Below are 25,919 nucleotides of genomic sequence, written 5' to 3'. Positions count from 1 at the left end.
CGGTGGGCCGGGCCGTACGGCGTCCCGCGCGCCTCGCGCGTCCCGCAGCGACCCCGGCGCCGGTCAGAAGCCGGTGACGCCCTCGCTGCCGTAGCCCTCGGCCTGCTCGTCGAAGTTCTCGTGCTCGAGCAGGTGCAGGACCGGCACGCCGATCTTGCGGCGGGCCTTGGAGGTCCAGTCGACGTGGAAGAACTCCGCGACCACGTGCGAGCGGGTCAGGATGATCGCCTCGCGGGCGTCGACCCGGGCGACCTCCGCGGCCAGCGCGTCGATCGGTGGCTCGCCGCAGACCCGGCCCTCGGCGGTGGCGCCGGTGGCGCGCAGCGCCTCGAGCGTCGCCTGCAGGTCGGCGGCGGACCGCTCCTGGCAGTCCTTGCGCACCGCCTCGAGGTCGACGTCGTTCATCGCGATCGTCGGGGAGGTCAGCACCTCGCCGGCGGACAGCGAGCCCATCGCGGACTCGATCCGCGCCGCGGCGTCCTCCAGCGGCATCAGCACGTGGTAGGCCACCGGCTCGTCGAGACCCTCGTGCAGGGACCGGACCTGCGCGGCGTCGGCCGCGGTCAGCTCCTGCTCGACGAGCAGCACGACGTGGTAGGTCTCGCCGTTGGGGGTGGGGCTGGTCTCACTCATCGCGATCGCCTCCCGGCAGGTCGTGGACACCCAGGATCCTAGCGAGGTCGTAGCTCACCGGCTCCTCCAGCTGGCCGTAGCCGCACGACTCGGGGTCGCGGTCGGGCCGCCACCGCTTGAACTGCGCGGTGTGCCGGAACCGGCGACCCTCCATGTGGTCGTACTTCACCTCGAGCACCAGGGCCGGCCGCAGCGGCGTGAAGGACAGGTCCTTGCCCGCGCTCCACCGGCTCTGCGTGCCGGGGACGCGGTCGGGGTTGGCGATCGCCCAGTCGGCCCACTCGCCCCAGGGGTGTTCCTCGACCGGCACGACCAGCGGCTGCAGCTCCTGCCACAGCTCGGCGCGCCGCTTCTCGGTGAAGCTCGCACTCACGCCGACGTGCTGGAGCCGGCCCTCGTCGTACAAGCCGAGCAGCAGGCTGCCGAGCAGCGGGCGCTCGGGGGTGCTGGTCTTGTGCTCGCGGTAGCCCGCGACCACGACGTCGGCGGTGCGCTCGTGCTTGATCTTGAGCATCGTGCGCGCGTTCGGTTGGTACCTCGCGTCGAGCGGCTTCGCGACCACGCCGTCGAGCCCGGCGCCCTCGAACTGGTGGAACCACTCCTCGGCCACGGCCGCGTCGGTCGTCGTGCGGGTCAGGTAGCAGGGCCCGGCCAGGTCTGCGAGCGCCTCCTCCATCGCCGCGCGGCGCTCGCGGAAGGGACGGTCGACGTACGACGTGTCGCCGAGCGCGAGCAGGTCGAAGGCGACGAACCCGGCTGGCGTCTGCTCCGCGAGCAGCTCGATGCGGGACTTCGCGGGATGGATGCGCTCCTGCAGCACCTCGAACTCCAGCCGCTCCTCACCGTCGCCGGCGGAGCGTGCCACGAACAGCTCGCCGTCGAGCACGCACCGCTCCGGCAGCTGCGCGCGGGCGGCCGCCACGACCTCCGGGAAGTAGCGGGTCAGCGGCTTGGTGTTGCGGCTGGTGAGCTCGACCTCGTCGCCGTCCTTGAACACCAGGCACCGGAAGCCGTCCCACTTGGGCTCGAAGCTCAGCCCGCCGACCGACGCCGGGTCGGGGATCCCCTTCACGGCCTTGGCGAGCATCGGCTGGAGGGGCGGCATCACGGGCAGGTCCACGACGCGACCCTAGCGCCGCCGGGGCCCTCGGGTCGGGGGTCATTCCTCGGTCTGCCGGTGGGTCTGCCGGTTGGTCTGCCGGTTGGTCTGCCGGGTCCGGGTGCTGCCCCGCCGGGCGGGCCCTAGGGTTAGAGGCCATTCCCCGGTTGGTCTGCCGGCAGGGCCCGCCTGACTTTGAATCAGGACTAGCGACGTAGGTTCGACTCCTACCCGGGGAGCCACCACCACGGCGGGCTCGCGATCCGGCCCCCCGTCGGCGAGAATGCCGCGCACGACCTCGATCCCCACCCCAGGACAGGGAGCATGGCCACCAATCTCACCGTCATCGTGCTCGCGGCCGGCGGCGGCACCCGCATGAAGTCCAAGACCGCCAAGGTGCTGCACCCGATCGGCGGGCGCAGCATGGTCGGCCACGTGCTGGCCGCGGTCCGCGAGGTCGAGCCCCAGCGGATCGTCGCGGTCGTGGGCCACCAGCGCGAGCAGGTCGCCCCGCACATCCAGCAGCTGGCACCCGAGGCGGTGCTGGCGGTCCAGGAGACCCAGGACGGCACCGGCCACGCCGTACGCATCGCCGTCGAGGCGGTGCAACGTGAGCACGGCGAGGTCAGCGGCACCGTCGTGGTGGCCTACGGCGACACGCCGCTGCTCACCGGCGCGAGCCTGCGCGCCTTCGCCGAGGAGCACGAGGCGGCCCAGCGGGCGGTCAGCATCCTCAGCGGGGTGGTGCCCGAGCCGTTCGGCTACGGCCGGATCCTGCGCAACCACGAGGGCGACGTCGAGGCGATCGTGGAGGAGAAGGACGCGACCGCGGTACAGCGCGAGATCGCCGAGATCAACTCCGGCATCCTGGCGCTGGACGCGGAGTTCCTGCTCGAGGCGCTGCCGAGGATCGGCAACGACAACGCCAACGGCGAGTACTACCTGACCGACCTGGTCCGGATCGCCCGCGACGCCGGGCTCACGGTCGGCGCGCACCTGCTCGAGGACGTGATGCAGACCGAGGGCGCCAACGACCGCGCCAAGCTCGCCGAGCTCGGCCGCGAGCTGAACCGCCGGATCCTCGACCGGTGGATGCGCGAGGGCGTCACGATCGTGGACCCCGACACCACCTGGGTCGACGCCGACGTGGTGCTCGCGCCCGACGTGACGCTGCTGCCCGGCACCCAGCTGCTGGGCGCGACCGTGGTCGCCGAGGACGCGGTCGTGGGACCCGACTGCACGCTGAAGGACTGCGAGATCGGCGCCGGCGCGAAGGTGGTGCGGGCGCACGGCGAGCTCGCGGTCATCGGCGCGGGCGCGAACGTCGGCCCGTTCACCTACCTGCGCCCCGGGAGCCGGCTCGGCGCCCGCGGCAAGCTCGGCGCCTTCGTGGAGACCAAGAACTCCGTGATCGGCGAGGGCGCGAAGGTACCGCACCTGTCCTACGTCGGCGACGCCGAGATCGGCGAGGGCACCAACATCGGGGCCGGCACGATCTTCGCCAACTACGACGGCGTGCAGAAGCACCGCACGGTCGTGGGCCGGCACGCCAGGACCGGGGCCAACAACACCTTCGTCGCGCCGGTCCGCCTCGGCGACGGCGCCGGTACGGCGGGCGGCACCGTGGTACGGGAGGACGTGCCGCCGGGCGCGCTGGCCGTCTCGGGCGGCCCGCAGCGCAACCTCCAGGGCTGGGCCGAGCGGAGGCGCCCGGGGACCCCCCAGGCAGCCGCCGCCCAGGCAGCCGCCGCCGAGGCCGCCGCAGCGGAGACCCGCTCGACCCGCGACGACGACGAGGCTGCCGGGACGGACTGACCCGCGGGCGCGGCTCAGGCCGTCCAGCGACGGCGCAGGGTGGCGACCACGCTGCGCTCGCCCGAGGCGCGCTCCAGCACAAGGTCGAGCCGGCCGCCGCCGCCGAAGCCGACGCGGGAGGCGTGGAACCGCGCGTGCCCGGCGTCGGGGCGCTCCGGCATCCGGCGGGCCAGCCCCGGTGACGGCCGGCCGGTGCGGGCCTCGCGCTCCTCGTGGTCACCGACCAGCAGCAGCCGCCAGCCGTCCGCGACGCTCGGGGCCAGCAGCAGCCGGCCGCTCAGCCGGGGCTCGTCCCCGGCCGCGTCCCCGGCCGCATCCTCGCGCCGGGGCTGGTCGGGCTGGTTGAGCTCGAGCAGGTCGACGTCCGGGTGTGACCACGTCGTCACCTCGACGAGGGGTGTGGCGGTCCGGCGTACCCAGTCCAGCACCACCCCCTGCAGCACCGGCCCCAGCGAGGTGACGTCGACGCCGTCGGGGTCCGGCGGGGCCAGGGCGGCGTCCACCTGGGCCTCGCTCCAGCCGGTGGCGGCGGCGAGGTCGGCCCGGTAGTCGCGGTCCGCCTCCAGCTGGCCGGGGGCGAACCGCTCGACCGCCTCGGGCAGCTCCAGCCGCACGTGGGACGGGGTGGCGGCGGCGAGGCCGGGCCACGCCGGCTGCAGCTCGGGTGCGACGAGGTTCAGCTGGCGGCAGGCCTCCACCTCGACGGCCGGCAGCCCGGTGTTGGTCCGGTCCGCGGCCGCGACGGCGTCGAGGCCCAGCAGCCGGAAGAAGTGGACCCCGGTGTCCCCGACCTCCTCGTAGCGGAACGCCTGCAGCGTCCCGGGGGCGAGGGCGTCACGCAGCGTGCGCACCGTGTCGAGCGGGTCCAGCGGCCGCTCGTTGGCGGCCACGAACGCGGCCAGCGGCTTGCGGTTGCCCCGCCGCCGGGTCAGCTCGCGGAAGAAGCTGCGCGCGTAGTCGAACCGGTTGCGCAGGTAGACCACGCCGCGGACGTCTTCGACCAGCCCCTGGCCGCGCAGCAGCCCGACCAGCTCGGCCAGCGCCGGGCCGGAGCCGGGCCGGGTCCAGGCCTCGGAGGACATCAGCACCTGGTCGCAGCCCGACGCGGCGATCTCCGCGGCCAGGCCCTCCAGCAGCGACCGGAACTGGCGGGGGTCATAGCGCTGGTAGACGAAGTGGGAGTGCCGCATCCCGACGTCGGGCTCGTCGGTGACCAGCCCGGTCTCCGGGTAGAGCCAGCCGCGGTCGGCCAGCTCGGCGCGCCGGGCCCAGATCTCGTGCTGGATCCGGGAGGAGCCGGCCTTGAACGAGCCGCAGTGCAGCCACAGCGTCCGGGTCACGAGCCCGCCCCCGCGCCCCGTCGGCTGCCGAGGTGGGCGAGGAACCCGGCGAACCGTTCGTGGGCCCGGTCCCAGTCGAAGCGGTACGTCGGGTCCGGCTCCCGCCACCCCGGCCCGTAGTTGGCCTCCAGCAGCAGCTCCGGCCGGCGCGGCAGCAGCACGACCGGCCCCTGGGTCCCGATCCGCCGCTGCTCGGGCGGGAGGACGTCGGCCGCCGCGACCTCGCCGTACGTGTGCGGCCAGACGAACATCCGGTCCCCGCCCTGCCAGGCCGGGAACAGGTCGATCTTCAACCCGTCAGCGGTGACGACCCGGCAGTGGCCGGGGCGGCGCCGCTCGAACTCCCGGTCCAGCAGGCCGGCCTCCGCCGCGTGGGCGCGCAGGTCGCGCCACTCCCGCGCGGCGCCTGCGGCGTCGGGGGAGTCGTCGCGGCCGAGCACGACCATCAGGTCGACGTCGTCGTCGTGCCCGAGGACGGTGCCGTCCCGCACCAGGCCCAGGAGGGTGCCGGAGTTGACCAGCACCGGGTGGCCGAGCTCGCCGAAGTGCGCGGTCAGGTCGGCGACCGCTCGCCACAGCGCGTCGGGGTCGCGGCTGTCCAGCGCGAGGCTGTAGCCGTGCGGGGTGAGGGTGTAGGGCGCGAGCGCCCGCCGGCACTCCTGCCAGAACCGGTCGAACGCGTCCGCCGCGCCATGCTCGACCCGGCGCTCGCGGATCTGGCGCAGCTGCTTGTAGCTGCGGGTCGGCCGCTGGCGGAAGGTCAGGTCGACCAGCACGCTGGCCTCGCGCCAGGCCCGTCCGCGGTCGGCGGCGTCGACGGCGTCGAGGCGGGCGCGGAGCTCCTCCCACTCGGCGTGGTCCCGCTCGGGACGCGTGCCGAGGACGACGAGGCGGCGGCGTACGTCGCGCACGACCGGCCTGCTCGTGGCCGGCGTGGGTCGCTCGGGGGGCACGCCCCGGGAGCCTAGGCCATGCGAGCCCCGTCACGTGCCGGACACCGGAGTTGGTCGCGGGGGCCGGGTGGTGAACAATCCGTGTACGCACATGTTCGGCGAGCCAGGGAGCGGCCCCGTGACCGGAATGAAGCGGACCACCGAGAAGAACCTCATGGTCTTCAGCGGACGGGCTCACCCCGAGCTCGCGCAGGAGGTCGCGTCCCTGCTGGGCACCGAGCTGGTGCCGCAGTCGGCGTACGAGTTCGCGAACTCGGAGATCTACGTCCGCTACGAGGAGTCCGTCCGCGGCTGCGACGCGTTCGTGATCCAGAGCCACACGGCGCCGATCAACGAGTGGATCATGGAGCACCTGATCATGGTCGACGCGCTCAAGCGCGCCTCGGCCAAGCGGATCACGGTGGTGATGCCGTTCTACGGCTACGCGCGCCAGGACAAGAAGCACCGCGGCCGCGAGCCGATCTCCGCGCGGCTGATGGCCGACCTGTTCAGGACCGCGGGTGCCGACCGGCTGATCACCGTCGACCTGCACGCCGACCAGATCCAGGGCTTCTTCGACGGCCCCGTCGACCACCTGATGGCGCTGCCGATCCTCGCCGACTACGTCCGGGAGAAGTACGGCGCGCAGCAGCTCGCCGTGGTCTCCCCGGACGCCGGCCGGATCAAGGTGGCCGAGCGCTGGTCGGCCCGGCTCGGTGGCGCGCCGCTGGCGTTCATCCACAAGACCCGCAACATCGACCGGCCCAACGAGACCGTCGCGAACCGGGTGGTCGGCCAGGTCGAGGGCCGGATCTGCGTGCTCGTCGACGACATGATCGACACCGGCGGCACGATCGTGAAGGCCGCCGAGGCGCTGATGGCCGACGGTGCGGCCGGCGTGGTCATCGCCGCGACCCACGCGATCCTGTCCGACCCGGCCGTGGACCGGCTGAAGAACAGCCCGGCCGCCGAGGTGATCGTCACCAACACGCTGCCGATCCCCGTCGACCGCCAGTTCGACAAGCTGACCATCCTGTCGATCGCGCCGCTGGTCTCCCGCGCGATCCGCGAGGTCTTCGAGGACGGCTCGGTCACCTCGATGTTCGACGGGCACGCCTGACCGAGTCGGCGATCGCCGGTGGGCGGTGACGTGGCCGCCGGCGGTGACCACCCCCGCCGTACGCCGAGTCGCCGTCAATTGACGCCGACTCGGCGCTCCGAGTGGGCTCGAGGTGCCAACGAGCGCCGACTCGGCGTGATCCGGGTGTCAACGAGCGCCGACTCGGCGGATCAGTCCAGGTCGTCGAGGTGGTCGTTCCAGAGCCGGGCGAGCACGGTCGGCACCGAGCCGGACGCGAGCAGTGCGGCCAGCCGGTCGCGCTGGGCGGGGGAGACCTCCAGGGCCGGGAACGCCCGGCCGACGACCAGTGAGAACCCCTGGCCCCGGCGGGCGGCAACGGCGGGTGCCTGCTCGAGGTAGGCGTCGACGTACGACGTGCACAGGTCGACCCGCTCGGGGTCCCACAGCCCGGCCGCGCAGGCCTCGAACACCCGGTTGGACACCTCCGGCTCGAGCATCCTCGCCCAGGCCGTCGCCTTGGCCTCGGCGGTGGGCCGGGCCGCCAGCGCCCGGGCGGCGCCGAGGTCGCCGGCCAGCGAGCCGTCACGCACCCGTTCGGCCTCGACGCCGTCGGCGTCCAGGGCGCCGAGCGCGCACAGCCGGGTCACCACGTGCCAGCGCAGCGCCGGGTCGAGGTCGACGCCGGTGTCGCTACGGCCGGCCGCGAGCCAGGAGCCCAACAGGCCCGCGTCGCGCGAGGTCGCGGCCAGGCCGCGGGTGAGGGCGATCGCCCGCTGCTCGTCGGGGCGGCAGGCCAGGCCGGCGGCGCAGGCGGCCGCCACCGCGTCGACCAGCCCGGGCACCTGGGCCGCGGAGGCGGTGCGTGCCCGGACCGGGCCCAGGGTCCGGTCGAGGATGGAGGCGACCAGGGTCGGGTGCGGCTCGGCGCCGAGGTGACGCGAGACGAGCTCGACGTACGACGCCAGCGGCAGCGCGCCGGTGCGGACCTCGTCGAACGCGTGGGCCCACAGCACCGTGCGCACCAGGTCGTCGTCGAGGGACGAGAGGTGCTCGCGCACGAAGGCCGTCGTGCCCGGGTCCAGGCGAAGCCGGGCGAAGGTCTCGCCGTGACTGTTCGGGACCACGGCCAGCCCGGCCCACTCGGGCAGCCGCACCGGCCGGTCCTCGAGGTCGACCAGGCGGCTGCCCGCCTCGCGGCCGTCCTCGTGGAAGGCGGTCACCCGGAACCGGTGCGGCCGCACCCCGTCCCGGACCAGCACCGGCACCCCGTCCTCGCCGCACTCGACCGCGATCGTGTCGAAGCCCGAGCGCCGCAGCCACAGCTCCGCCCACTCCCGGACGTCGCGCGGCGAGGCGGCGTCCAGCGCGCCGACCAGGTCGTCGAGGGTGGCGTTGCCGAACCGGTGCGCGGTCAGGTGGGTGTTCACGCCGGCGAGGAAGTCCTCGTCGCCGAGCCAGGTGACGAGCTGGCGCAGGCACGAGTTGCCCTTGGCGTAGGAGATCGCGTCGAAGTTCGTGAACGCGCTGTCCACGTCGGGCACGTCCTCGGGGAACGGCGCCACCGGGTGGGTGGAGCGGCGCTCGTCGGCGACGTACGCCCCCGGCTTGCGGCTCGCCTCGTGGGCGACCAGCGTCCCGGCGAAGCCGGCGCCGGCCTCGGCGACCCGGTAGCCCATGTAGTCGGCGAAGCTCTCGTTGAGCCAGGTGTCCTCCCACCAGCGCATGGTCACGAGGTTGCCGAACCACATGTGCGCCATCTCGTGGGCGATCACGGTCGCCCGTCGGCTGCGCTGGTCGTCGGTGACCCGGCCGCGCGGCAGCATCTCGTCGCGGTAGGTCACGCAGCCCGGCGTCTCCATCGCGCCCCAGTTGTGACCCGGTCCGAACAGCTGGTCGTAGGAGTCGAACGGGTAGGGCTCGTCGAACAGCTCCGCGTAGTGGTCGAAGCAGTCGGTCGTCGTGCGCTTCAGCTCCTCGGCGTCGCGGTCCAGCTCGGCCGCCAGGGACTTGCGGGCGTGCCAGCCGAACGGAAGTCCGGCGTGCTCCCAGGTCACCGAGTGCCACGGGCCGGCGCAGACCACGAACAGCGACGGGCAGATGCGCGGGGTGGTGGCGAAGCTCCAGCGGCCGCCGTCGCGCGAGGCGACCCGCCCGTTGGCGATCACCGTCCAGCGCGGGTCGGCGGTGACCGCGAGCGTGATCGGGCCCTTGAGGTCGACCTGGTCGAAGCAGGGGAAGACCCGCTGCGCGATGTCGAGGGAGAGGTACGCCGAGACGTACCGCTCGCCGTCCGCGGGGTCGGTCGTGGTGTGCATGCCGTCGCCGTCGGTGACGTAGGGGACCCGGGCCTCGACGACCACCTCGGTGTCGCCGGCCAGCCCCGTGAGCAGGATCCGGCGCCCGTCGTACGACGGGGACTCGACCGGCCGTCCGTCCACGACCAGACGCAGGTCGCTGGCGTCGGTCAGCTCCAGGAACGTCTCGGCCGCGGCCGCGCGGAAGCGGATCGTGGTCCGGCAGCCGTACGTCGGGCCGCCGCCGGTGAGGTCCAGGTCGATCTCGTAGGAGACGTCGGAGACGACGTCGGCGCGGGCACGGGCTTCGTCGAGGGTGAGGCTCACGGGACCACCCTGCCAGCCGCGTCAACGGGGATCGCGACGGGTGTTTGAGGCCGGGGGGCGTGGGTAGGAGCCGTGGCACCGCACATCCTCGGGAGGCAAGCGTGGACGACCTGGCGCTCGAGCACGCCACCCTGGACCGCGCCGTCTCGGCCGTCTCGACGGTCTTCGACGAGCTGACCGTGGCGGGACGCAGGCTGGACGCCCGGGCCCGCGGGTTCCTCGGCACCGGGTGGCAGGGCGAGGCCGCCGCGGCCTTCGCCGACGGCTACGAGGAGTGGGCGGCGGGTGCGCAGGAGGTGCTTGGGTCCGTCGCGTCCATGGCCGCGCTGATCGCGCAGGCCAACCAGCGGTTCGCGGACTCCGACGCCGCCGTGGGGGGGTCGATGCAGGCGATCGCCTCCCGGCTGGGCGGCCGCGGCTGATGAGCTTCCTGGTCGACCTGGGCGGGCTGGCTGACCTCGTGGGCGACATCGGGGCCTTCGACGCCGCCCTCGCCCGGCAGATCGCCAACCTGGAGCGGGAGATCGCGACCCTGCGCACCGTGTGGACCGGCGAAGCCGCGACCGCCCAGCTCGCAGCGCACCACCGGCTGCGCGAGGGGCTGGCGTGGATGCGCGCCGGGCTCGCGGAGATGCAGGCCGCCGGGCGGACGGCGCACGCGAACTACTCCGCGGCCGTCGCGTGCAACCTGCGCATGCTGGACGGGTTGGTCTGATGCGGCTCGAGGTCGAGCCGGCGGGCTACACCCGTGCGGCCGACCCGCTGCGCGACGCCGGTCAGTGGGTGGAGCAGACCCTGGACAACCTGCGCGCGGCGCTGGCGTCGTCGGCCGCGATGGCCGGCACCGACTCGGGTGGCCAGGGCTTCGCGACGTCGTACGACGTCGCGGCGGGGTCCGCGGCCGGTGCCGGCGCCGGCCTGGCCACGTCGTTCCACCGTCTGTCCGCGCTGGTGGCCACCGCGGCCCACAACCACGGGGCGGCGGAGGCGGCCTCCCGGCGCGGGGGCGGGACCGCGCCGCCGCCCCCGAGTGGCGCCGGAGCACGGGTTACGGCCTTCTCGCCCCCGTCGGCCATGGGCGGCAGCGGTGAGAGCCCGGACTGGTGGCACTACGTGCTGGACCACGCGGAGGGCCTGGTCTGGCCGAACGCCGACACCGGAGAGCTCAGGTCGGCCGGGCAGGCGTGGCAGGACGCGGCGCGCAGCCTGATGACGGTCACGGGCCAGTGCGACGAGGCGGTGGCGCTGCTGGGGGCGCAGCGCACGCCCGAGGCGCCGCACGCCCAGGCCGCGGTCCGTCGGCTCGGCGATCTCGTGGGTCAGCTGTCCCGCCAGTACTCCTCGCTCGGCCAGGCGTGCGCGCGGTACGCCGACCACGTCGACAGCGCCCGCGAGCAGAGCACCCACATCATGGAGGGTGTGCTGGCCGGGCTGGCGATCACCGCCGTGGTGGGAATCGGGCTGACGCTCGTGACCTTCGGCGGCTCGGATGCCGCCGCGGCGGCCGCGGCCTCGGCGGAGGTGGCCGCCGGCGCCGAGGAGGTGGCCGGCGTGCTGACGGTGTGCGCCGAGGCCGCCGGGGAGGGGGCTGCGGTGGCCGGTGATGTGGCCACCACCGCGGTCGACATCAAGTCCGGCCTGGCACCCTTCGAGGCCGCCGAGCCCGAGCTGGCCGAGGTCACGGCCGTCGAGGGGACCGAGGGCGGCGCCGATGGCGCGACCACGGGGCCGCGGCAGGTCTTCCGCGCCGACACCCGTGACCCGGAGACGATCTTCCGCGACGGCTTCCAGCCCAAGGGCAGCAACACCGACCTCACCGAGCACGTCACGATGAACCCGGCCAACTCCAACTTCGTGTCGACGACGCACAGCATGGAGTCCGCCGAGAACTTCGCCGGCCAGATCAGGTCCGACTACATCTACCAGGCGCAGGCCGAGGGGATCGACGTCAACGCGACCCTCGGCGAGAGCTCTCCCTTCCCGTGGGAGAATGAGATCGCCGTTCCGGGGGGCATCCCCGGCGAGGCCGTCGAGGGCGTGTGGGGCCCCGAGGGCTGGATCCCGAACCCGGCGTACCTCCCCTGAGGATGAGGAACATGACGACCGAGAGCCTCACCGTCCCCGTTCGCGTGGGCGACCAGTTCGCCGTCGGCCGGCTCGGCGTGGAGGTCGGCGACCGCGTGCGCCTCTCGCTGGACCTCGAGGGTCATGACCCGGTCGGGGCGGAGGGAGCCGACGTCCTCGACGCGCTGACCGGGCTGCGCCGGCAGGTTGAGGACGCCGGCGGCCTGCTGTGGGTCAACGGCGCGCGGCGCAACGTGCATGCGTCGGGCATGCTGCGCGAGGCGCGCGGCGGGCGGCTCGCCTACGTGCTTCCCGAGCGTCCGACCCCCGAGCAGCCCGAGACCACCGACGTGCTGGTCGGCGCCGCGCCGGACGCCGACGTCGTGAGCTGCGCCGAGCAGCAGCGGTGGTTCGATGCTTACCGGGGCGTCCCCGAGCAGGCGCGAAGCGGCCGTCGGCCGACCCCGAGGGAGGTCGCCGAGGCCCGCGACAACCCGGGAGCCTGGGTGTACGTCATCGCGGGCGGCCGCGACCCCGACGGCGAGGTCCCCCCGGAGGCGATCGAGGGCGCCTGGAAGGTGGGGCCGGACGGGGTGATCCTCGGTGACTTCGTCGAGAACCCGCACTACCGGCCCTCGGAGCAGGCGGGCTCCTGAACGCCCCGCCGGGACGATTCGCGTGCTGGCGTGCGCGCGGCTAGACTGCTGCGGTTGCCTCGGCGAGGGAGTCCCGGACTCGGGAGCTCCGTGATCGACAGGGCTGGCAGGACCACTGGTGCGCCGCGCTGCTCGAGACGAGTGCGCGGCCCTTTTCATGTGCGCAGTGCACGTGTGGACCGCCGCCGGCCGGGGCCACCGCACCGCTTCCAGGAGAACCGAAGGTCACGAGGAGAAGTCGCATGTCCGCCGAGAAGATCACCGCCGAGGCCCGCACGGAGTTCGGCAAGGGCGCGGCCCGCCGCATCCGCCGCGAGGACAAGATCCCCGCCGTCGTCTACGGCCACGGCAACGAGCCGACCCACATCACGCTCCCGGGCCACGCCACGATGCTGGCGCTCAAGCACGGCGGCACCAACGCGCTGCTCGAGGTCGAGATCGACGGCAACACCCACCTCGCGCTGACCAAGCAGGTCCAGATCGACCCGATCACCCGCCACATCGAGCACGTCGACTTCGTCGCCGTGAAGCGCGGCGAGAAGGTCCACGTCGAGGTCGGCATCCACCTCGTCGGCGACGCCGCCCGGCAGACCCTGGTCACCGTCGAGCAGCAGACCGTCGAGGTCGAGGCCGAGGCCACCCACATCCCCGAGTGGATCGAGGTCTCGATCGAGGGCGCCGAGGCCGGCACCCAGATCCACGCCTCCGACCTGAGCCTGCCCTCCGGCTCCACCCTGCTGACCGACCCCGAGGCGCTGGTCGTCCACATCAGCAACGCGCCGACCACCGAGCAGGTCGAGGCCGAGCTGGAGGAGGCCGAGGCCGAGGCCGGCATCGAGCGCGAGGAGTCCGACGCCGAGGCTGCGGCCGAGGCGAGCGAGGGCGACGGCTCCTCCGAGGAGTGATCCTGCGCCTGCTCGCCCGTCGAGCAGCGCGAGGACCCCGAGAACGCAGAGAGGGCCGGGATTCCGCAGCCATGACAGACACCGACGTGTGGCTCGTCGTGGGGCTGGGGAATCCCGGCCCTGCCTATGCCGGGCACCGGCACAACATCGGCTACCTCGTGGTCGACGAGCTGGCCCGGCGGATGGGCTCGTCCCTGCGCGCGCACAAGTCCGGGCGCGCCGACGTCGTCGAGGGCCGCCTGGGCGCCCCCGGTACGCCGGGTCCCCGGGTGGTGCTGGCCCGGCCCCGGTCCTACATGAACGAGGTCGGCGGACCGGTCAAGGCGCTGACCACCTTCTACAAGATCCCGCCCGAGCGCGTCATCGCGATCCACGACGAGCTCGACATCGCCTTCGGCACGCTGCGCTGCAAGCTCGGCGGGGGCGACAACGGCCACAACGGGCTGCGCTCGATGCGCTCCTCGCTGGGCACCGGGGACTTCCACCGGGTGCGCGCCGGCATCGGCCGGCCCCCGGGACGCCAGGACGTGGCGGACTTCGTGCTGTCGAACTACTCCAGCGTGGAGCGCAAGGAGCTGCCGTTCCAGGTCGACCACGCCGCCGACGCCGTGGAGACCCTCATCACCGAGGGCCTCGAGCGCGCCCAGCAGCGTTTCAACAGCTGAGCCGAGTCTCGCTAGGGTGGCGGGCGTGACTTTCGAACCCGGCACCCCGCCCGCCGAGGCGGCCACCGACGACCACGTCCTCGCCACCTGGCTCGCCACTGTCGCCGGGGAGCGACTGCTCGAGGTCCGCGCCGAGGGCCTGGAGGGCAAGGAGCTCAAGGACGCCGGCGACCGCGCCGCCCACGAGCTCCTGATGGGGCTGCTCGCCGAGCACCGGCCCGACGACGCCGTCCTCTCCGAGGAGGGCAAGGACGACAAGGTCCGGCTGGGGAAGAGCCGGGTGTGGATCGTCGACCCGCTCGACGGCACCCGGGAGTTCTCGGAGCCGCCGCGGGAGGACTGGGCGGTCCACGTCGCCCTGTGGCAGGACGGCGACCTCGTCGCCGGGGCGGTCGCCCAGCCGGCGCTGGGGGAGACCTTCAACACCGGCCGGCCGCCCGTCGTACCTCCGCGCAGCTCCGAGCGTCCCCGGATCGCCGTGTCGCGCACCCGCCCGCCGGCGTTCGTGCAGGCGCTGGCCGACGAGATCGGTGCCGAGCTGGTGCCGATGGGCTCGGCCGGGGTCAAGGTCATCTCGGTGACCCGCGACGTGACCGACGCCTACGTGCACGCCGGGGGCCAGTACGAGTGGGACTCCGCGGCGCCGGTGGCCGTGGCCCGGGCGGCGGGGCTGTTCACCTCGCGCGTGGACGGCAGCCCGCTGGAGTACAACCGCGAGAACGTCTCGCTGCCCGACCTGATCGTGTGCCGGCCCGAGCTCGGCGACCAGATCGTCGCGTTCGTCCGCAAGCACGGCACCGACTGAGCCCTGGTGCGAGCCGGCCGGGGACCGGTGGGGTCGGTGGCGTGCCGCAGGCCGGTGAAGCGCCGGCCGGAATCGACCACCGTCCGCCCGGCGGGGGCTAGGCTGCGCCGATGATCAAGCACGTGCTGCTCGACGCCGACGGTGTCATGCAGCGCGTGCCCGGGGGGTGGGTCGCCGCGCTCGAGCCGCACCTGGGCCTCCGCGCCCAGGAGTTCCTCGTCGCGGTGGCCGAGGACGAGCAGCCGTGCCTGCGGGGTGGCGGCGACTTCCTCGAGGCGATGGGCGGCCGGCTGGCCGACTTCGGCCTGTCCGGCACCGCGCGCGAGCTGCACCGCGCGGTGTGGTGCTCGGTCCAGGTCGAACCGACCTCGGTGGCCCTGGTGCACGCGCTGCGCGACGCCGGCTGCGCGGTCCACCTCGGCACCAACCAGGAGGCGCACCGGGCGGCGTACATGCGCGACGAGCTCGGGTACGCCGACCTCTTCGACGCCTGCTTCTTCTCCTGCGAGCTCGGGGCGGCCAAGCCCGAGCCCGACTTCTTCTGCCGGGTGCTCGACCGGCTCGGCTGCTCGGCGCCGGAGGTGCTGTTCGTGGACGACCACGAGCCGAACGTCGTGGCCGCCCTCGAGTGCGGTCTCGCCGCCGAGCACTGGCGGCTCGACGACGGCCCGGAGCTGCTGCGGCGCCGGCTGTCCACCTACGGGCTGACCCTGGCCTGACTCTTGGGCCGACTCCGGGGCCGGCTCCTCGGCGTACGGGCGTGACCGCTGGCCGGTCCGGCGCCGAATCTGCGACGTTCGGCCCTGCCGCCGCGCCAGACGGCCCGCGCAGGCTGGACCCCGCACGGCCGGGAGCGGGTGCCCGGCCCCGACGGGGAGGAACGATGCGCCGCCGTACAGACGTCTGGCAGTACCTGGAGATCGAGCTCGAGGACGCGGGGGACCAGTCCTGGTGGGCCGGCCTGATGGCCCCGGTCGCCACCGGCTCGGACAACGCCTACCTGCGCTTCGTGGGACGGGTCTGGGCCCCTGACGGCCGCCCGACCCGGCAGGTGGTCCACGGGGAGACCTTCCCCCGGTTCGTCGACCCCGACGAGCTGGATCCCGAGGATGCGTTCACCCCGGGGTGGGAACGGGCCCTGGAGCACCTCAGACGCTGGCTCGAGGCGGACGGCTGGGTGCCGGCCGGCCGCGGCGCCGAGACGTGGGCCTACCGCTACGTCCGCCCCGTCGTCCGGGCCCAGCGTCTGCCGCGAGGCGCCTGACCACCGGGCCGGTCCGGTGGACGGCCGGTCCCGCTGCCCGGTCGGCCGGCCGCCACGCCGCGCGTCCACGCCCCGGCGGTGAGTGAGCCACCGAACCCGCCCCGGAACGGGGGATGATCCACCGCCGGCCCTCGGGCTGGGTGGGGCCCGGAAGCCCGACCGGGACACCGGCCGGAGATACTCGATCCATGCTCCCGGCCCCGCTCCCCATCGCGTGAGCGGGCGGTTCGTCGCCGGGTTGGCCGTCTCGCTGGCCGTCGTGACCGGGGCCGGCTTCGCGATGTCCGCGCACGACCGTGGGGCGACCGCTCGGGGGTTGCACGCGTCCTCACGGCGTCACGTCGACGAGCTGCGGGTCCCGCCTCCGGCCGGGCGCCGGGTGGCGGTGCTGGCGCGGCGTACCGGGATCCCCGCGCCGGCGGTCCGCGCCTACGCGCGGGGCCAGCGCGGCGCCCCACCAGGCTGCCACGTCGGCTGGACCACGCTCGCCGGCATCGGCTGGGTCGAGTCGCGGCACGGCACCCTGGGCGGCCGGACCCTGCATGCCGACGGTCGGTCGAGCTCCCCGATCCTCGGGCCGGCCCTGGACGGGCACGGCCGGTTCGCCGCGATCCGGGCCACCCCCGGCTCCGCGGCGCTGCACGGCGACACCGTGTGGGAGCACGCGGTGGGGCCGATGCAGTTCCTGCCGTCGACCTGGGCCCGCTGGGCCAGCGACGGTGACGGCGACGGGCGCGCCGACGTGCTCGACCTCGACGACGCGGCCGCCGGGACCGCGCGCTACCTGTGCGCGAGTGGCGGCGACCTGGGCACCACGGTCGGCTGGGAGAAGGCCGTGCTGGCCTACAACCACAGCGACGCCTACGTCGACGAGGTGTACGCCGCGGCCTCGGCGTACGCCGCCGCGGTCAGTTGACCACCGGCGGTGTCTCCAGGGCGGGGTGCCGGTCGACCCACGGGGCGACCCGGTCGTCGCGGACGGCGGCCCACAGCCGGGCGTTCCCGCGGTGGTCGAGCCGGACGATGCTCTGGTCGCCGGCCCAGCCGAGCCCGGCCACCGGCGCGGTGAGGTAGCGGATGTCGGCACTGCGCAGGCTGTGCATCGACAGCGCCAGCTTGGCCATGTCGTCCGTGGACCAGCCCGAGTCGACGGTGAGGTGCCTGGTGACGGTGTCGAGGAAGTCGTAGAGCATCTTCGGGTCCACCTGCATCTCCTGGTGCAGGCTGCTCTCCATCAGCAGGCGGAGGAAGTTCTGCTGGCGGCGCACCCGGTCCAGGTCCCCACCCGGCAGGCCGTAGCGCTCGCCGACGTACGCGAGCGCCTGCTCGCCGTCCAGCGTGTGCGTTCCCTCCGTCCAGGTGATGCCGCGGGCCGAGTCGGTGACCGTGCTCGGCACAGTGACCGTCACGCCGCCGACCGCATCGGTGAGATCCGCGAAACCCGACCAGTCCACGATGGCGAGGTGGTCGATGCGCAGGCCGGTGAGCTGTTCGACGGTCGCCACCGCGAGGCTGGGGCCGGCGAACGAGAAGGCGGCGTTGATCTTCGCCGACCCGTAGCCGGGCACCTGGACCCAGCTGTCGCGCGGGATCGAGATGACGGAGGCACCCCGGCGGTCGGCGTCGATGTGGACCACCATGATCGTGTCGCTGCGCTGCTCGCCCGGTAGCCAGGCGGGTGCGCGCGCCAGGCTACCCGTGGTGGGCACCTCCGAGCGTCGGTCCGTTCCGAGGAGCAGGATGTTCACGGCTCGGCGCGCCGGGCCAGCGGGTCGTGAGGGCCGGTGCTGCAGCCCGGTGAAGACGGCGTCGACCCGGTCGATGTTGCCGGTCAAGCGGTGCTGCAGCCACAGCACACCGGCGCCGGCGGCCGCCCCCAGCAGCGCCGCACAGACGAGTAGGCCGACGAGCGCCCGTCGTACTCCTCGTCGCGCCGCCATGCGTCGACTCTCATCGGAGGGTGTGGTCCGCGAGGGGCACCGGACGGGCAGATCCCCACAACTGGGCACCGTGGCCTGGTCGTGAGCCTGCGACCGGGACCGGCGGTGGCCGGCGCGCCTCGCAGTGGTGCCCCGATTTGGGGTATGTGTCACGAGAAGACCGCAGCCGCGAGGCGGCGTCGGGGAATGATCCGCAGCGATGGATGCACTTCGACTGCCCGACGGCCCCCTGCACGTGCTGTGCGTGGGCGCCCATCCGGATGACATCGAGATCGGCTGCGGCGGGACCCTGCTGCGGCTGACAGAACGAGCGGAGCTCGAGCTGACCGTGGCCGTCCTCACCGGTACGCCGGACCGGGTCGCGGAGTCGACCGGCGCGCTCGAGGAGATCTGCCCCGAGGTGACGACGCACTTCGCCGCCCTCCCCGACGGCCGCCTGCCCACCCACTGGGAGGCCGCGAAGGAGCACCTGGAGGACATCGCCCGCCGGTGCCGGCCGCAGCTGGTGCTCACGCACCGCGTCGACGACGCCCACCAGGATCACCGCACCCTGGGCGTCATGGTGACTACGGTGTGGCGCGACGCCCTGGTGCTGCACTTCGAGATCCCCAAGTGGGACGGCGACATGGGGACGCCGTCCCACTACGTCGGGCTCACCCGGGAGCAGGCGCAGCGCAAGGTGTCCCTGCTCAAGCGCCACTTCCCCAGTCAGCACCCCCATGACTGGTGGGACGAGGAGGTCTTCCTCGGCCTGATGCGGTTGCGCGGCATGGAGTGCCGCCGGCCCTATGCCGAGGCCTTCCACGTGGCCAAGGCCCTGGTGGAGGTGTGACGATGCGCGTCGAGCACACGAGCCTCGCCGATGTGCTGCTGTTCCGGCCCTCTCCGCACCGGGACGAGCGTGGTTTCTTCACCCGTACCTTCGACGCGGAGGTGGTGGCGTCGGCGGGGCTGGACCCGGCAGCGTTCGTGCAGGACTCGCAGTCGCGGTCGGCGCACGGGACTCTGCGGGGCCTGCACGGCCGTAATGGGGCTGGCGAGGCCAAGCTGGTCCGGTGTGCGCACGGCGCGATCCTCGACGTGATCGTGGACGCCCGGCCCGACTCGCCGACGTTCGGGCAGCACCAGGCCTTCCGGCTCGACGACGAGGACTTCTGCCTGCTCTACGTCCCGCGCGGCTTCCTCCACGGGTTCCAGGTGCTCAGCGGGGTCGCCGACATCTGCTACCGCATCGACCGGCCGCACGACCCGGCCGAGGACCTCTCGGTCCGGCACGACGACGCAGACCTCGCCATCGGTTGGCCACTGCCGGCGGGGATCCTCAGCCCCCGGGACCGGTCGGCCGGCTCCTGGCGCGATCTCCTCGCCGGCGATGTCCGCGGCTGAGGCCCCGCGCTGCCGGGGCTGCCGGTCGGCCAGCGGCGAGGTCGTCCTGGACCTCGGCGATCAACCGGCCGCCGACCACTTCCCGCTCGCCTCGGACCCTGGGCCGGACCCGCGTCACCCGCTCGTCATGTGGTGGTGCGCGGACTGCGGCCTGGCGCAGCTGCTCGACGACACCACGGTTCCCGACGAGCCTCGAGCGATCGAGCCGCGCGCGGCGGTCAGCCAGGCTCACGACGCCGTGGGAGAGCTCGTCCGCAGCGGCCTGCTGCGCCCGGCCGAGTTCATTGAGTTCGCGAGCCCGCATGGCGGCTCGTGGGGGGATGCCCTGCGCGAGGCCGGCTTCCGGCCGGCGACGGGGACCCGGGCAGAGGTGGTCGTCGACGTCTACGGGCTGATGCACGATCGCGACCAGGCCGCCGCTCTGCGGGCGCGCGCCGAGGCGCTCTCCGAGGACGGGACGCTGCTGCTGCAGTTCCCGAGCTACGCGTGCACGCTTCGCCGTCGAGAGTGGAACGCGCTGCGACACGGCCACTTCGCCTACCACAGCGTGCCCGCCGCGCGGCGCCTGCTGGCCGACGCAGGGTTGTCGGTGTTCGCGGCCCGCAGCTACTCCCTGTACAGCGGTTCGGTCCTGCTCCTGGCCTCGCGCAGCGGTGCCGGTCCCGTCGCCGAGGCGACGGCGGTCGAGGACCTGGAGCGCGCCGAGTGCGCCGCCGGCGTCCTGGATCCCACGGCGATGGCGCTGCTGGCAGCCGCACTGGATCGCGACGTCGCCTGGCTCCGGTCGTGGGTGGCCGATCAGCGCGGAGGTGCCTGGCTGTACGGGGCCGGGTCCAGGGCCGTCGCGGTGCTCGCCGCCGCCGACCTGCCACCGGGCGCGGTCAGCGGCATCGTGGACGGGGCGCCGGCCAAGCAGGGCCGCAGGATGCCCGGCACGCGGATCCCGATCGTGGCGCCCGAGGCGCTGATGGCCGCGGACCCGGACCGCATCCTGCTGATGCTCCCCGATCTCGAGGAGGAGCTGCGGGACACCTGGCCGCGGTTGGCCGACCGCTGGGTGGTCTACGGCGCCCGGTGAGCGCGCCCGGTGAGCGTCGCCTGATGTGCCCAGCGGCTCAGAAGACCTCGAGTCGCGGGAGCGGCACCACCAGTCGAGCGCCCCACTCCCGGGTGTACTCCAGCTGGGCAGTGATCTCTTCGCGAAGGTTCCACGGGAGGATGAGGATGTAGTCGGGCCGCGTCTCGGCCAGCTTCTCCGGCGGGTGGATCGGGATGTGTGTCCCGGGGAGGAACATCCCCTGCTTGAACGTGCTGCGGTCGACGGTGTAGTCGAGCAGGTCCTCGCGGACACCAGCGTGGTTGAGCAGCGTGTTGCCCTTGCCTGGCGCGCCGTAGCCGGCCACGGTGCGTCCGTCGCGTCGGGCGGCGATCAGGAACTCCACGAGGTCGTCGCGGGCGGCGCTGACCACGTCGGCGAAGCCGGCGTGACCCGCCACGGTGTCGAGCCCGGCCTCCCGCTCGTCACGCAGGACCTGCGCGACCCGGTCGCTCTGCGGCGTCGCGTGCTCGGTCGGCATCGACCAGGTCCGCAGCGACCCGCCGTGCGTGGAGAGCTCCTGCACGTCGACGACCGTGAGACCGGCCTCGGCGAGCACCCGCTGCGTCGTGATCAGCGACAGGTAGGAGTAGTGCTCGTGGTAGATCGTGTCGTAGAGACGGTCGTCGATCAGCCGCAGCAGGTGCGGGATCTCGATCGTCGCGGTTCCGTCGTCCTTGAGCAGCGCGCGCAGCCCCTTGGCGAAGTCGACGATGTCCGGCACGTGCGCGAAGACGTTGTTGGCCGCCACCAGGTCGGCCTTGCCGTGCGTGGCGGCGACCTCGGTGCCCGTGACCTCCCCGAGGAACTCGCAGACGGTGTCGATGCCCTTGGCCCGGGCCACCTCGGCGATGTTCGCCGCCGGCTCGATGCCCAGGCAGCGAATCCCCCGGTCGCGCACGTGCTGCAGGAGGTAGCCGTCGTTGCTGGCCACCTCGACCACGAAGGAGTCCCCGTCGAGCCCGAGGCGCTCGACCGCGGCCTCGACGTAGCGCTTGGCGTGGGCCACCCAGGAGTCGGAGTAGGAGGAGAAGTAGGCGTAGTGGCTGAAGATGTCCTCGCCCGCGAGGTACGCCGGCAGCTGCACCAGCAGGCACGAGGAGCAGATCCGGACGTGGAGCGGGTAGAACGTCTCGCCCCGGTCGAGCTGGTCGGCCTCCAGGTAGCTCTCGCACGGCGGCGACATGCCGAGGTCGACGAAGGTCTGCGTCAGGTCGCTGCCGCACAGGCGGCACTTGGCGGCGGTCATCGCCGACCCCTCTCGGTCAGGTGGCCGTGTCAACGGAAGTTGGGTGGCCCAAGGACGGGGTCGACGCTAGGGGGGCCGGCAGCGCCGGGTCCCGGTCGTGGGGTGACATACCCCGAATGCGGGAGCGGCCCGGTCAGCCCGAGGATGTCGGACAGGTCGCGCTCGCCGCTCTCGCGCTGCCGCAAACCGCCGAGGGGACGAGCGTCTCGATCCGGCCGCTGGGGAGGGGCCGGGGGCTGCTCCCCAAAGTCAGGTAACCCGCCGGCCATCCGGCTCTCATCGGCCGTGACTCGGGTGTGATCCGACGAGTGAACAAGTTCCCGGTCCTCAGCCCTTGGAGTCTTTCGTGACCAGTGTCATCGTCGATCCGACGTGCACCGACGACGAGCGTCGCCACGCCCTCTACTCCGGCGACATCGTGGTGCACACCCACTCGCCGGCCATCGAGGCCTTCGTCTCCTTCACCCGCGGGATGATCGAGGAGGCGTTCAACGGTCGCGACCCCGAGACCGCGCAGTACGACTTGGACGTCAACGAGTACGCCGCGGTGTTGTCCCGGCTCAAGCCGACGTTCATCCACCACCCGGAGTCGAAGAGGCACCTGCGGGCCATCCTCGTCGAGCACGGCGCCGACCCGGAGCTGACCTACTTCGACGTGCCGCGGCTGCGCACGTCGACGTCCGACGACTACCTGACCACCGGCATCGCCTACGCCTTCCACCCGCACCGGGACACCTGGTACTCCGCGCCCATGATGCAGCTGAACTGGTGGCTCCCCATCTACGACGTGTCTCCGGACAACGTGGTCGCCTTCCACCCGCAGTACTTCGACCGAGGCATCGCCAACGGCAGCGACCGCTACAACTACTACGCCTGGAACCGCGACAGCCGCGCCATCGCCGCGTCTCAGATCGGTGTCGACAGCCGCGACCAGCCGAAGCCGGAGGAGCAGATCGACCTCGACCCGCAGATCCGGCCGGTGCCGCCGGTGGGAGGGGTGATGGTCTTCTCCGGGGCACAGCTGCACTCCTCGGTGCCCAACACGTCGGGGCGCACCAGGATCAGCGTCGACTTCCGCGTCGTCCACCGGGCCGATGTCGAGGCCGGCCGTGGCGCCGCGAACGTCGACTCGCGCTGCACCGGTACGACCATGCGCGACTACCTGCGGGTCTCCGATCTCGAGCGACTGCCCGCTGAGGTCATCGCGCCGTACGACGCGGGCGTGCCCGACGAGCTGCTCGAGTACGCCATCTACAACAGCTGAGCCACCTCGGCTCGGCCCACACGAACGGAAGAACGGGGTCATCGATGCGTGTTCTCGTCGCGGGGGACCGTGGCTACATCGGAGCAGTGCTGGTGCCGATGCTGATCGGGGCAGGTCACGACGTCGTCGGCCTCGACGCCGGCTGGTACGACGGCTGCGACTTCGGTCCGCAGCCGGCCGGCTACCAGTCGAGGACCGGCGACATCCGTGATCAGCGGCCGGAGGACCTCGACGGCTTCGAGGCGGTGGTGAACCTCGCGGCGATCTCCAACGACCCGGTCGGACACCTCAACCCGAAGGCGACGTACTCCGTCAACGCGCACGGCGCGGCGCACCTGGCCCAGGTCGCCCGCGAGGCCGGGGTGGCCCGCTACGTCTTCTCCTCGTCGTGCAGCCTGTACGGCGCCGCGGGAGACGCCGCGGTCACCGAGCAGAGCGAGTTCAACCCGGTCACGCCGTACGGCGAGAGCAAGGTGATGGCCGAGCAGCTCATCGGCAAGTTCGCCGACGACTCCTTCAGCCCGACCTACCTGCGCAACGCGACTGCCTACGGCTCGAGCCCGCGACTCCGGGCCGATATCGTCGTGAACAACCTGACCGGTGCTGCGCTCACCCGGGGCGAGGTCCGGCTGGAGAGCGACGGGTCGCCCTGGCGGCCGCTGGTCCACGCCGAGGACATCTCGCGGGCGTTCCTCGCCGTGCTCGCGGCCGATCGCGAGGTGGTGCACAACGAGGCCTTCAACGTCGGTCGCGACGAGGACGTCGTGCAGATCCGCACCATCGCGACCGCGGTCGCGGAGCGCACGGGAGCGCCCGTGACCTTCGCGGAGGGCGCCTCCGCCGACAAGAGGGACTACCGCGTCGACTTCAGCAAGATCAGCGAGCGCCTTCCGGACTTCAGGCCGCTGTGGACGGTGGCGGCCGGGATCGACGAGCTCGCCGCCGACATGAACCGCCACGGCTTGACGACCGCGCAGTTCGAGCACACCTTCGTGCGCCTCGCTCGGATCAACCGGCTCAAGGGCGAGGGCCTGCTGGACGAGCAGCTGCGCCGCACCCAGGACGAGGCCGGCCTCCGCGGCCCGGCGGGCGCGGACCGGGGGAGCCAGTGAGGACTCCCGGTCTTCTCCTCGTCGTGGCCCGCCCCGACAGCCGCCGGCATCCGGGCCCAAGGGGGGTATGAGGAGATGTGCGGCATCGCGGGTGCCTACCAGCAGCCCGAGGGCAAGTTGTTGACCTCGGTCATGGTGGAGCGCCAGGCACATCGCGGCCCCGACGCGTCCGCGGTCCTGGAGAGCGTCAATCCCCGCGCGAGCGTCGTGCTGGGCCACCTCCGGCTCTCGATCATCGACCTGTCCTCGGCGGCGGACGGGCCGTTCACCAAGAACGGTCTGACCATCTCCTACAACGGCGAGCTCTACAACTACCGCCAGCTGCGCGCCGAGCTCGAGCGATCCGGAGTCGCGTTCGCGACCAGCTCGGACACCGAGGTGGTGCTCGAGGCCTGGCGCGCATGGGGCCCTTCCGGGCTACGGCGATTCCGGGGGATGTTCGCGTTCGCCATTCACGACGCTGCCACCGACGAGCTGGCCCTGGCTCGAGATCCCCTCGGGATCAAACCGTTGTACGTGATGCGCAGAGGCGCCGGGATACTGTTCGCCTCCGAGCTGAAGGCGATCGTTGCCGCGGTCGGACCGGAGCTGTCGGTCGACCCTCTGGCGCTGGCCGCCTCGGCGCTCTACTACTGGCTGCCAGACCAGATCACCTCGGTGCAGGAGGTGTCCAAACACCCCCCGGGGTCGTGGACCGTCTATCGCCCCGACGGCACGAGCGAGAGCGGCCGATACTGGGATCCGGCAGAGATCTCGGCACGCGCGGCCCGAGGAGGCGCGCGCGACCTCCGAGCGGTCGTCGAAGCCTCGGTCGAGGCGCACCTCGTGTCGGACGTGCCCGTGGCGTCATTCCTCAGCGGCGGCCTCGACTCGAGCCTGATCACCGCCATCGCGCACCAGCACCACCCGGGCATCGAGGCCTACTCCATAGCGTTCCGGGGTGCGGATCAGCGCCTGGAAGCGATGCCGGACGACGCTCGGTACGCCCGCCGGATGGCCCAACACCTGGGAATCCGCCTGCATGAGATCGAGATCACGCCCGACGTCGTGGACGTGCTGCCGCGAGTGGTCGACATCCTCGACGAGCCGATCGGTGACCCTGCGGCCATCAACACCCTGCTCATGTGCGAGAGCGCCCGCGAGGCGGGAGTGAAGGTGCTGCTCTCCGGGATGGGGGCGGACGAACTGTTCGGGGGATACCGCAAGCACCTGGCCTGTCTGCTCGCCCTGCGCTACCAGCGAGCTCCCGGGCTGGCTCGACGAGGCGTCGCGGACCTGACGAACCGGCTTCCGGTGATCGCGGGGCGTCGTGGCCTTCGGACCGTCCGGTGGGCCCAGCGGTTCCTCTCGTTCGCCGAGCTCGGCGAGGAAGAGGCATTCCGCCGCAGCTACACGATGTTCGCCCCCGACGAGCTCGCTGGGCTTTTGCACCCCTCGTGGGGCCCCCAGGTCGACCAGCTGGTGGCGGGGCACCGGGAAATCTACGAAGACAACGATCTGGACGGCCCGGTGGCGCGGATGTGCCTGGCCGACAGCCGGCTCTTCCTGCCCGGTCTCAACCTCGCCTACACCGACCGCTCCAGCATGGCGGCCTCGTGCGAGGTCCGGGTGCCCTTCGTCGACCCCCACGTCTTCGAGGCCGCGTTCTCGCTCGGAGAGTCCGACCGCATCCGTGGGCGGCGCCAGAAGGCGGCGTTGCGCGATGTGGCGCGGCACTGGCTCCCGGACGAGATCATCGACCGGCCCAAGGCGTCGTTCGGAGTCCCGTTGCGCGCGTGGGTGAACAACGACCTGTCCGAGATCGTCGACGACGTCCTTCTCCACGGGGAGCTGGTCGCCACGGGGGTGCTTCGACGAGAGCCGCTGGCGCGGCTGGTGGCGGACCAACGATCGGGACGACGGGACTTCTCCAAACAGGTATGGCAGCTGCTGAGCCTGGAGATCTGGTACGAGCAGGCCCGGGCCGCCGGAGTACGAGCGGTCTAGGGGCGG

25 protein-coding genes and 1 tRNA gene are annotated in these 25,919 nt (G+C 72.9%); 19 read left to right on the top strand and 7 right to left on the bottom strand.

Features of this window, described 5'->3' with window-relative positions; translation table 11 throughout:
• Positions 1-63: 63 nt before the first annotated feature.
• Both BJZ21_RS15985 and BJZ21_RS15980 read right to left on the bottom strand, forming a co-directional pair.
• Entirely contained in the window at positions 64-633 is a 570-nt protein-coding gene (locus tag BJZ21_RS15985; RefSeq protein WP_179664658.1) for a hypothetical protein, read from the bottom strand.
• Positions 626-1,753 carry an ATP-dependent DNA ligase gene (locus tag BJZ21_RS15980; protein ID WP_179664657.1) on the bottom strand — a complete coding sequence of 376 codons (1,128 nt, stop codon included), beginning with the start codon at positions 1,751-1,753 and terminating at the stop codon, positions 626-628. The genes BJZ21_RS15985 and BJZ21_RS15980 overlap by 8 nt, the downstream gene beginning before the upstream one ends.
• 139 nt (positions 1,754-1,892) lie before the next feature.
• Between BJZ21_RS15980 and BJZ21_RS15975 the strand changes: the two genes are divergently transcribed.
• Together BJZ21_RS15975 and glmU are read left to right on the top strand one after the other, a co-directional pair.
• Positions 1,893-1,974: transfer RNA gene (locus tag BJZ21_RS15975), tRNA-Gln, on the top strand.
• Positions 1,975-2,056: 82 nt separating this feature from the next.
• Complete coding sequence (gene glmU / locus BJZ21_RS15970) at positions 2,057-3,547, top strand: bifunctional UDP-N-acetylglucosamine diphosphorylase/glucosamine-1-phosphate N-acetyltransferase GlmU (RefSeq protein WP_179664656.1); 1,491 nt, start codon at positions 2,057-2,059, stop codon at positions 3,545-3,547.
• 14 nt (positions 3,548-3,561) lie between these two features.
• Here the strand turns inward: glmU and BJZ21_RS15965 are convergent, their stop codons facing one another.
• Complete coding sequence (locus tag BJZ21_RS15965; protein ID WP_179664655.1) at positions 3,562-4,887, bottom strand: hypothetical protein; 1,326 nt, start codon at positions 4,885-4,887, stop codon at positions 3,562-3,564.
• Positions 4,884-5,840 carry a nucleotidyltransferase family protein gene (locus tag BJZ21_RS15960; RefSeq protein ID WP_179664654.1) on the bottom strand — a complete coding sequence of 319 codons (957 nt, stop codon included), beginning with the start codon at positions 5,838-5,840 and terminating at the stop codon, positions 4,884-4,886. The genes BJZ21_RS15965 and BJZ21_RS15960 overlap by 4 nt, the downstream gene beginning before the upstream one ends.
• 118 nt (positions 5,841-5,958) lie before the next feature.
• Between BJZ21_RS15960 and BJZ21_RS15955 the strand changes: the two genes are divergently transcribed.
• Complete coding sequence (locus tag BJZ21_RS15955; protein ID WP_425490523.1) at positions 5,959-6,939, top strand: ribose-phosphate diphosphokinase; 981 nt, start codon at positions 5,959-5,961, stop codon at positions 6,937-6,939.
• Between the two features lie 170 nt (positions 6,940-7,109).
• Here BJZ21_RS15955 and pepN read toward each other — a convergent pair whose 3' ends face one another.
• Complete coding sequence (pepN, locus tag BJZ21_RS15950; RefSeq protein WP_179664653.1) at positions 7,110-9,521, bottom strand: aminopeptidase N; 2,412 nt, start codon at positions 9,519-9,521, stop codon at positions 7,110-7,112.
• A gap of 101 nt (positions 9,522-9,622) precedes the next feature.
• On the opposite strand from pepN, the gene BJZ21_RS15945 reads away from it, so the two are divergent.
• The 10 genes from BJZ21_RS15945 (at position 9,623) to BJZ21_RS15900 (ending at position 16,796) form a co-directional block, all read left to right on the top strand.
• Positions 9,623-9,943, top strand: coding sequence for a WXG100 family type VII secretion target (locus BJZ21_RS15945; protein ID WP_179664652.1), 321 nt, complete (start codon positions 9,623-9,625; stop codon positions 9,941-9,943).
• Positions 9,943-10,236, top strand: a complete 294-nt coding sequence (locus BJZ21_RS15940) for a WXG100 family type VII secretion target (RefSeq protein ID WP_179664651.1) — start codon at positions 9,943-9,945, stop codon at positions 10,234-10,236. Before BJZ21_RS15945 ends, BJZ21_RS15940 begins: the two co-directional genes overlap by 1 nt.
• Positions 10,236-11,606 carry a scabin-related ADP-ribosyltransferase gene (locus tag BJZ21_RS15935; protein ID WP_179664650.1) on the top strand — a complete coding sequence of 457 codons (1,371 nt, stop codon included), beginning with the start codon at positions 10,236-10,238 and terminating at the stop codon, positions 11,604-11,606. The genes BJZ21_RS15940 and BJZ21_RS15935 overlap by 1 nt, the downstream gene beginning before the upstream one ends.
• Positions 11,607-11,617: 11 nt before the next feature.
• Complete coding sequence (locus BJZ21_RS15930) at positions 11,618-12,241, top strand: hypothetical protein (protein ID WP_179661873.1); 624 nt, start codon at positions 11,618-11,620, stop codon at positions 12,239-12,241.
• Between the two features lie 242 nt (positions 12,242-12,483).
• Complete coding sequence (locus BJZ21_RS15925) at positions 12,484-13,146, top strand: 50S ribosomal protein L25/general stress protein Ctc (protein WP_179664649.1); 663 nt, start codon at positions 12,484-12,486, stop codon at positions 13,144-13,146.
• Between the two features lie 71 nt (positions 13,147-13,217).
• Positions 13,218-13,811: an aminoacyl-tRNA hydrolase gene (pth, locus tag BJZ21_RS15920; RefSeq protein WP_179664648.1), complete on the top strand. Its 594-nt coding sequence runs from the start codon at positions 13,218-13,220 to the stop codon at positions 13,809-13,811.
• Between the two features lie 25 nt (positions 13,812-13,836).
• Positions 13,837-14,616, top strand: coding sequence for an inositol monophosphatase family protein (locus BJZ21_RS15915; protein ID WP_179664647.1), 780 nt, complete (start codon positions 13,837-13,839; stop codon positions 14,614-14,616).
• Positions 14,617-14,726: 110 nt separating this feature from the next.
• Positions 14,727-15,335, top strand: a complete 609-nt coding sequence (locus BJZ21_RS15910) for an HAD family hydrolase (protein ID WP_179664646.1) — start codon at positions 14,727-14,729, stop codon at positions 15,333-15,335.
• Between the two features lie 164 nt (positions 15,336-15,499).
• Positions 15,500-15,880: a hypothetical protein gene (locus BJZ21_RS15905; RefSeq protein ID WP_179664645.1), complete on the top strand. Its 381-nt coding sequence runs from the start codon at positions 15,500-15,502 to the stop codon at positions 15,878-15,880.
• 214 nt (positions 15,881-16,094) lie between these two features.
• Positions 16,095-16,796, top strand: a complete 702-nt coding sequence (locus tag BJZ21_RS15900) for a lytic transglycosylase domain-containing protein (RefSeq protein WP_343052173.1) — start codon at positions 16,095-16,097, stop codon at positions 16,794-16,796.
• Here BJZ21_RS15900 and BJZ21_RS15895 read toward each other — a convergent pair.
• Complete coding sequence (locus BJZ21_RS15895; RefSeq protein ID WP_179664644.1) at positions 16,789-17,820, bottom strand: LCP family protein; 1,032 nt, start codon at positions 17,818-17,820, stop codon at positions 16,789-16,791. The genes BJZ21_RS15900 and BJZ21_RS15895 overlap by 8 nt on opposite strands.
• Positions 17,821-18,019: 199 nt before the next feature.
• Here BJZ21_RS15895 and BJZ21_RS15890 point away from each other — a divergent pair, with 199 nt between their 5' ends.
• Genes BJZ21_RS15890 through BJZ21_RS15880 form a run of 3 tightly spaced genes read left to right on the top strand, consistent with a single transcriptional unit; the run spans position 18,020 to position 20,284 of the window.
• On the top strand, positions 18,020-18,652 hold the full coding sequence (locus BJZ21_RS15890) for a PIG-L deacetylase family protein (protein ID WP_179664643.1): 633 nt from the start codon (positions 18,020-18,022) through the stop codon (positions 18,650-18,652).
• 2 nt (positions 18,653-18,654) lie between these two features.
• Entirely contained in the window at positions 18,655-19,206 is a 552-nt protein-coding gene (rfbC, locus tag BJZ21_RS15885; protein ID WP_179664642.1) for a dTDP-4-dehydrorhamnose 3,5-epimerase, read from the top strand.
• Positions 19,193-20,284 (top strand): class I SAM-dependent methyltransferase, encoded by a 1,092-nt coding sequence (locus BJZ21_RS15880; RefSeq protein ID WP_179664641.1) that lies wholly within the window; start codon positions 19,193-19,195, stop codon positions 20,282-20,284. The genes rfbC and BJZ21_RS15880 overlap by 14 nt, the downstream gene beginning before the upstream one ends.
• Positions 20,285-20,321: 37 nt before the next feature.
• Here BJZ21_RS15880 and BJZ21_RS15875 read toward each other — a convergent pair whose 3' ends face one another.
• The gene (locus BJZ21_RS15875; protein ID WP_179664640.1) at positions 20,322-21,551 is read right to left on the bottom strand and encodes a class I SAM-dependent methyltransferase; all 1,230 of its coding nucleotides are present in this window, start codon (positions 21,549-21,551) and stop codon (positions 20,322-20,324) included.
• 346 nt (positions 21,552-21,897) lie between these two features.
• Between BJZ21_RS15875 and BJZ21_RS15870 the strand changes: the two genes are divergently transcribed.
• The 3 genes from BJZ21_RS15870 (at position 21,898) to asnB (ending at position 25,913) form a co-directional block, all read left to right on the top strand.
• The gene (locus BJZ21_RS15870; protein WP_179664639.1) at positions 21,898-22,815 is read left to right on the top strand and encodes a phytanoyl-CoA dioxygenase family protein; all 918 of its coding nucleotides are present in this window, start codon (positions 21,898-21,900) and stop codon (positions 22,813-22,815) included.
• A gap of 44 nt (positions 22,816-22,859) precedes the next feature.
• Complete coding sequence (locus BJZ21_RS15865) at positions 22,860-23,927, top strand: NAD-dependent epimerase/dehydratase family protein (protein WP_179664638.1); 1,068 nt, start codon at positions 22,860-22,862, stop codon at positions 23,925-23,927.
• 75 nt (positions 23,928-24,002) lie between these two features.
• Positions 24,003-25,913, top strand: a complete 1,911-nt coding sequence (gene asnB, locus BJZ21_RS15860) for an asparagine synthase (glutamine-hydrolyzing) (protein ID WP_179664637.1) — start codon at positions 24,003-24,005, stop codon at positions 25,911-25,913.
• Positions 25,914-25,919 lie beyond the last annotated feature (6 nt).

The sequence above is a fragment of the Nocardioides panaciterrulae genome (assembly GCF_013409645.1).
GTDB lineage: Bacteria > Actinomycetota > Actinomycetes > Propionibacteriales > Nocardioidaceae > Nocardioides > Nocardioides panaciterrulae.
This window is presented reverse-complemented; position numbering and strand designations above follow the sequence as displayed.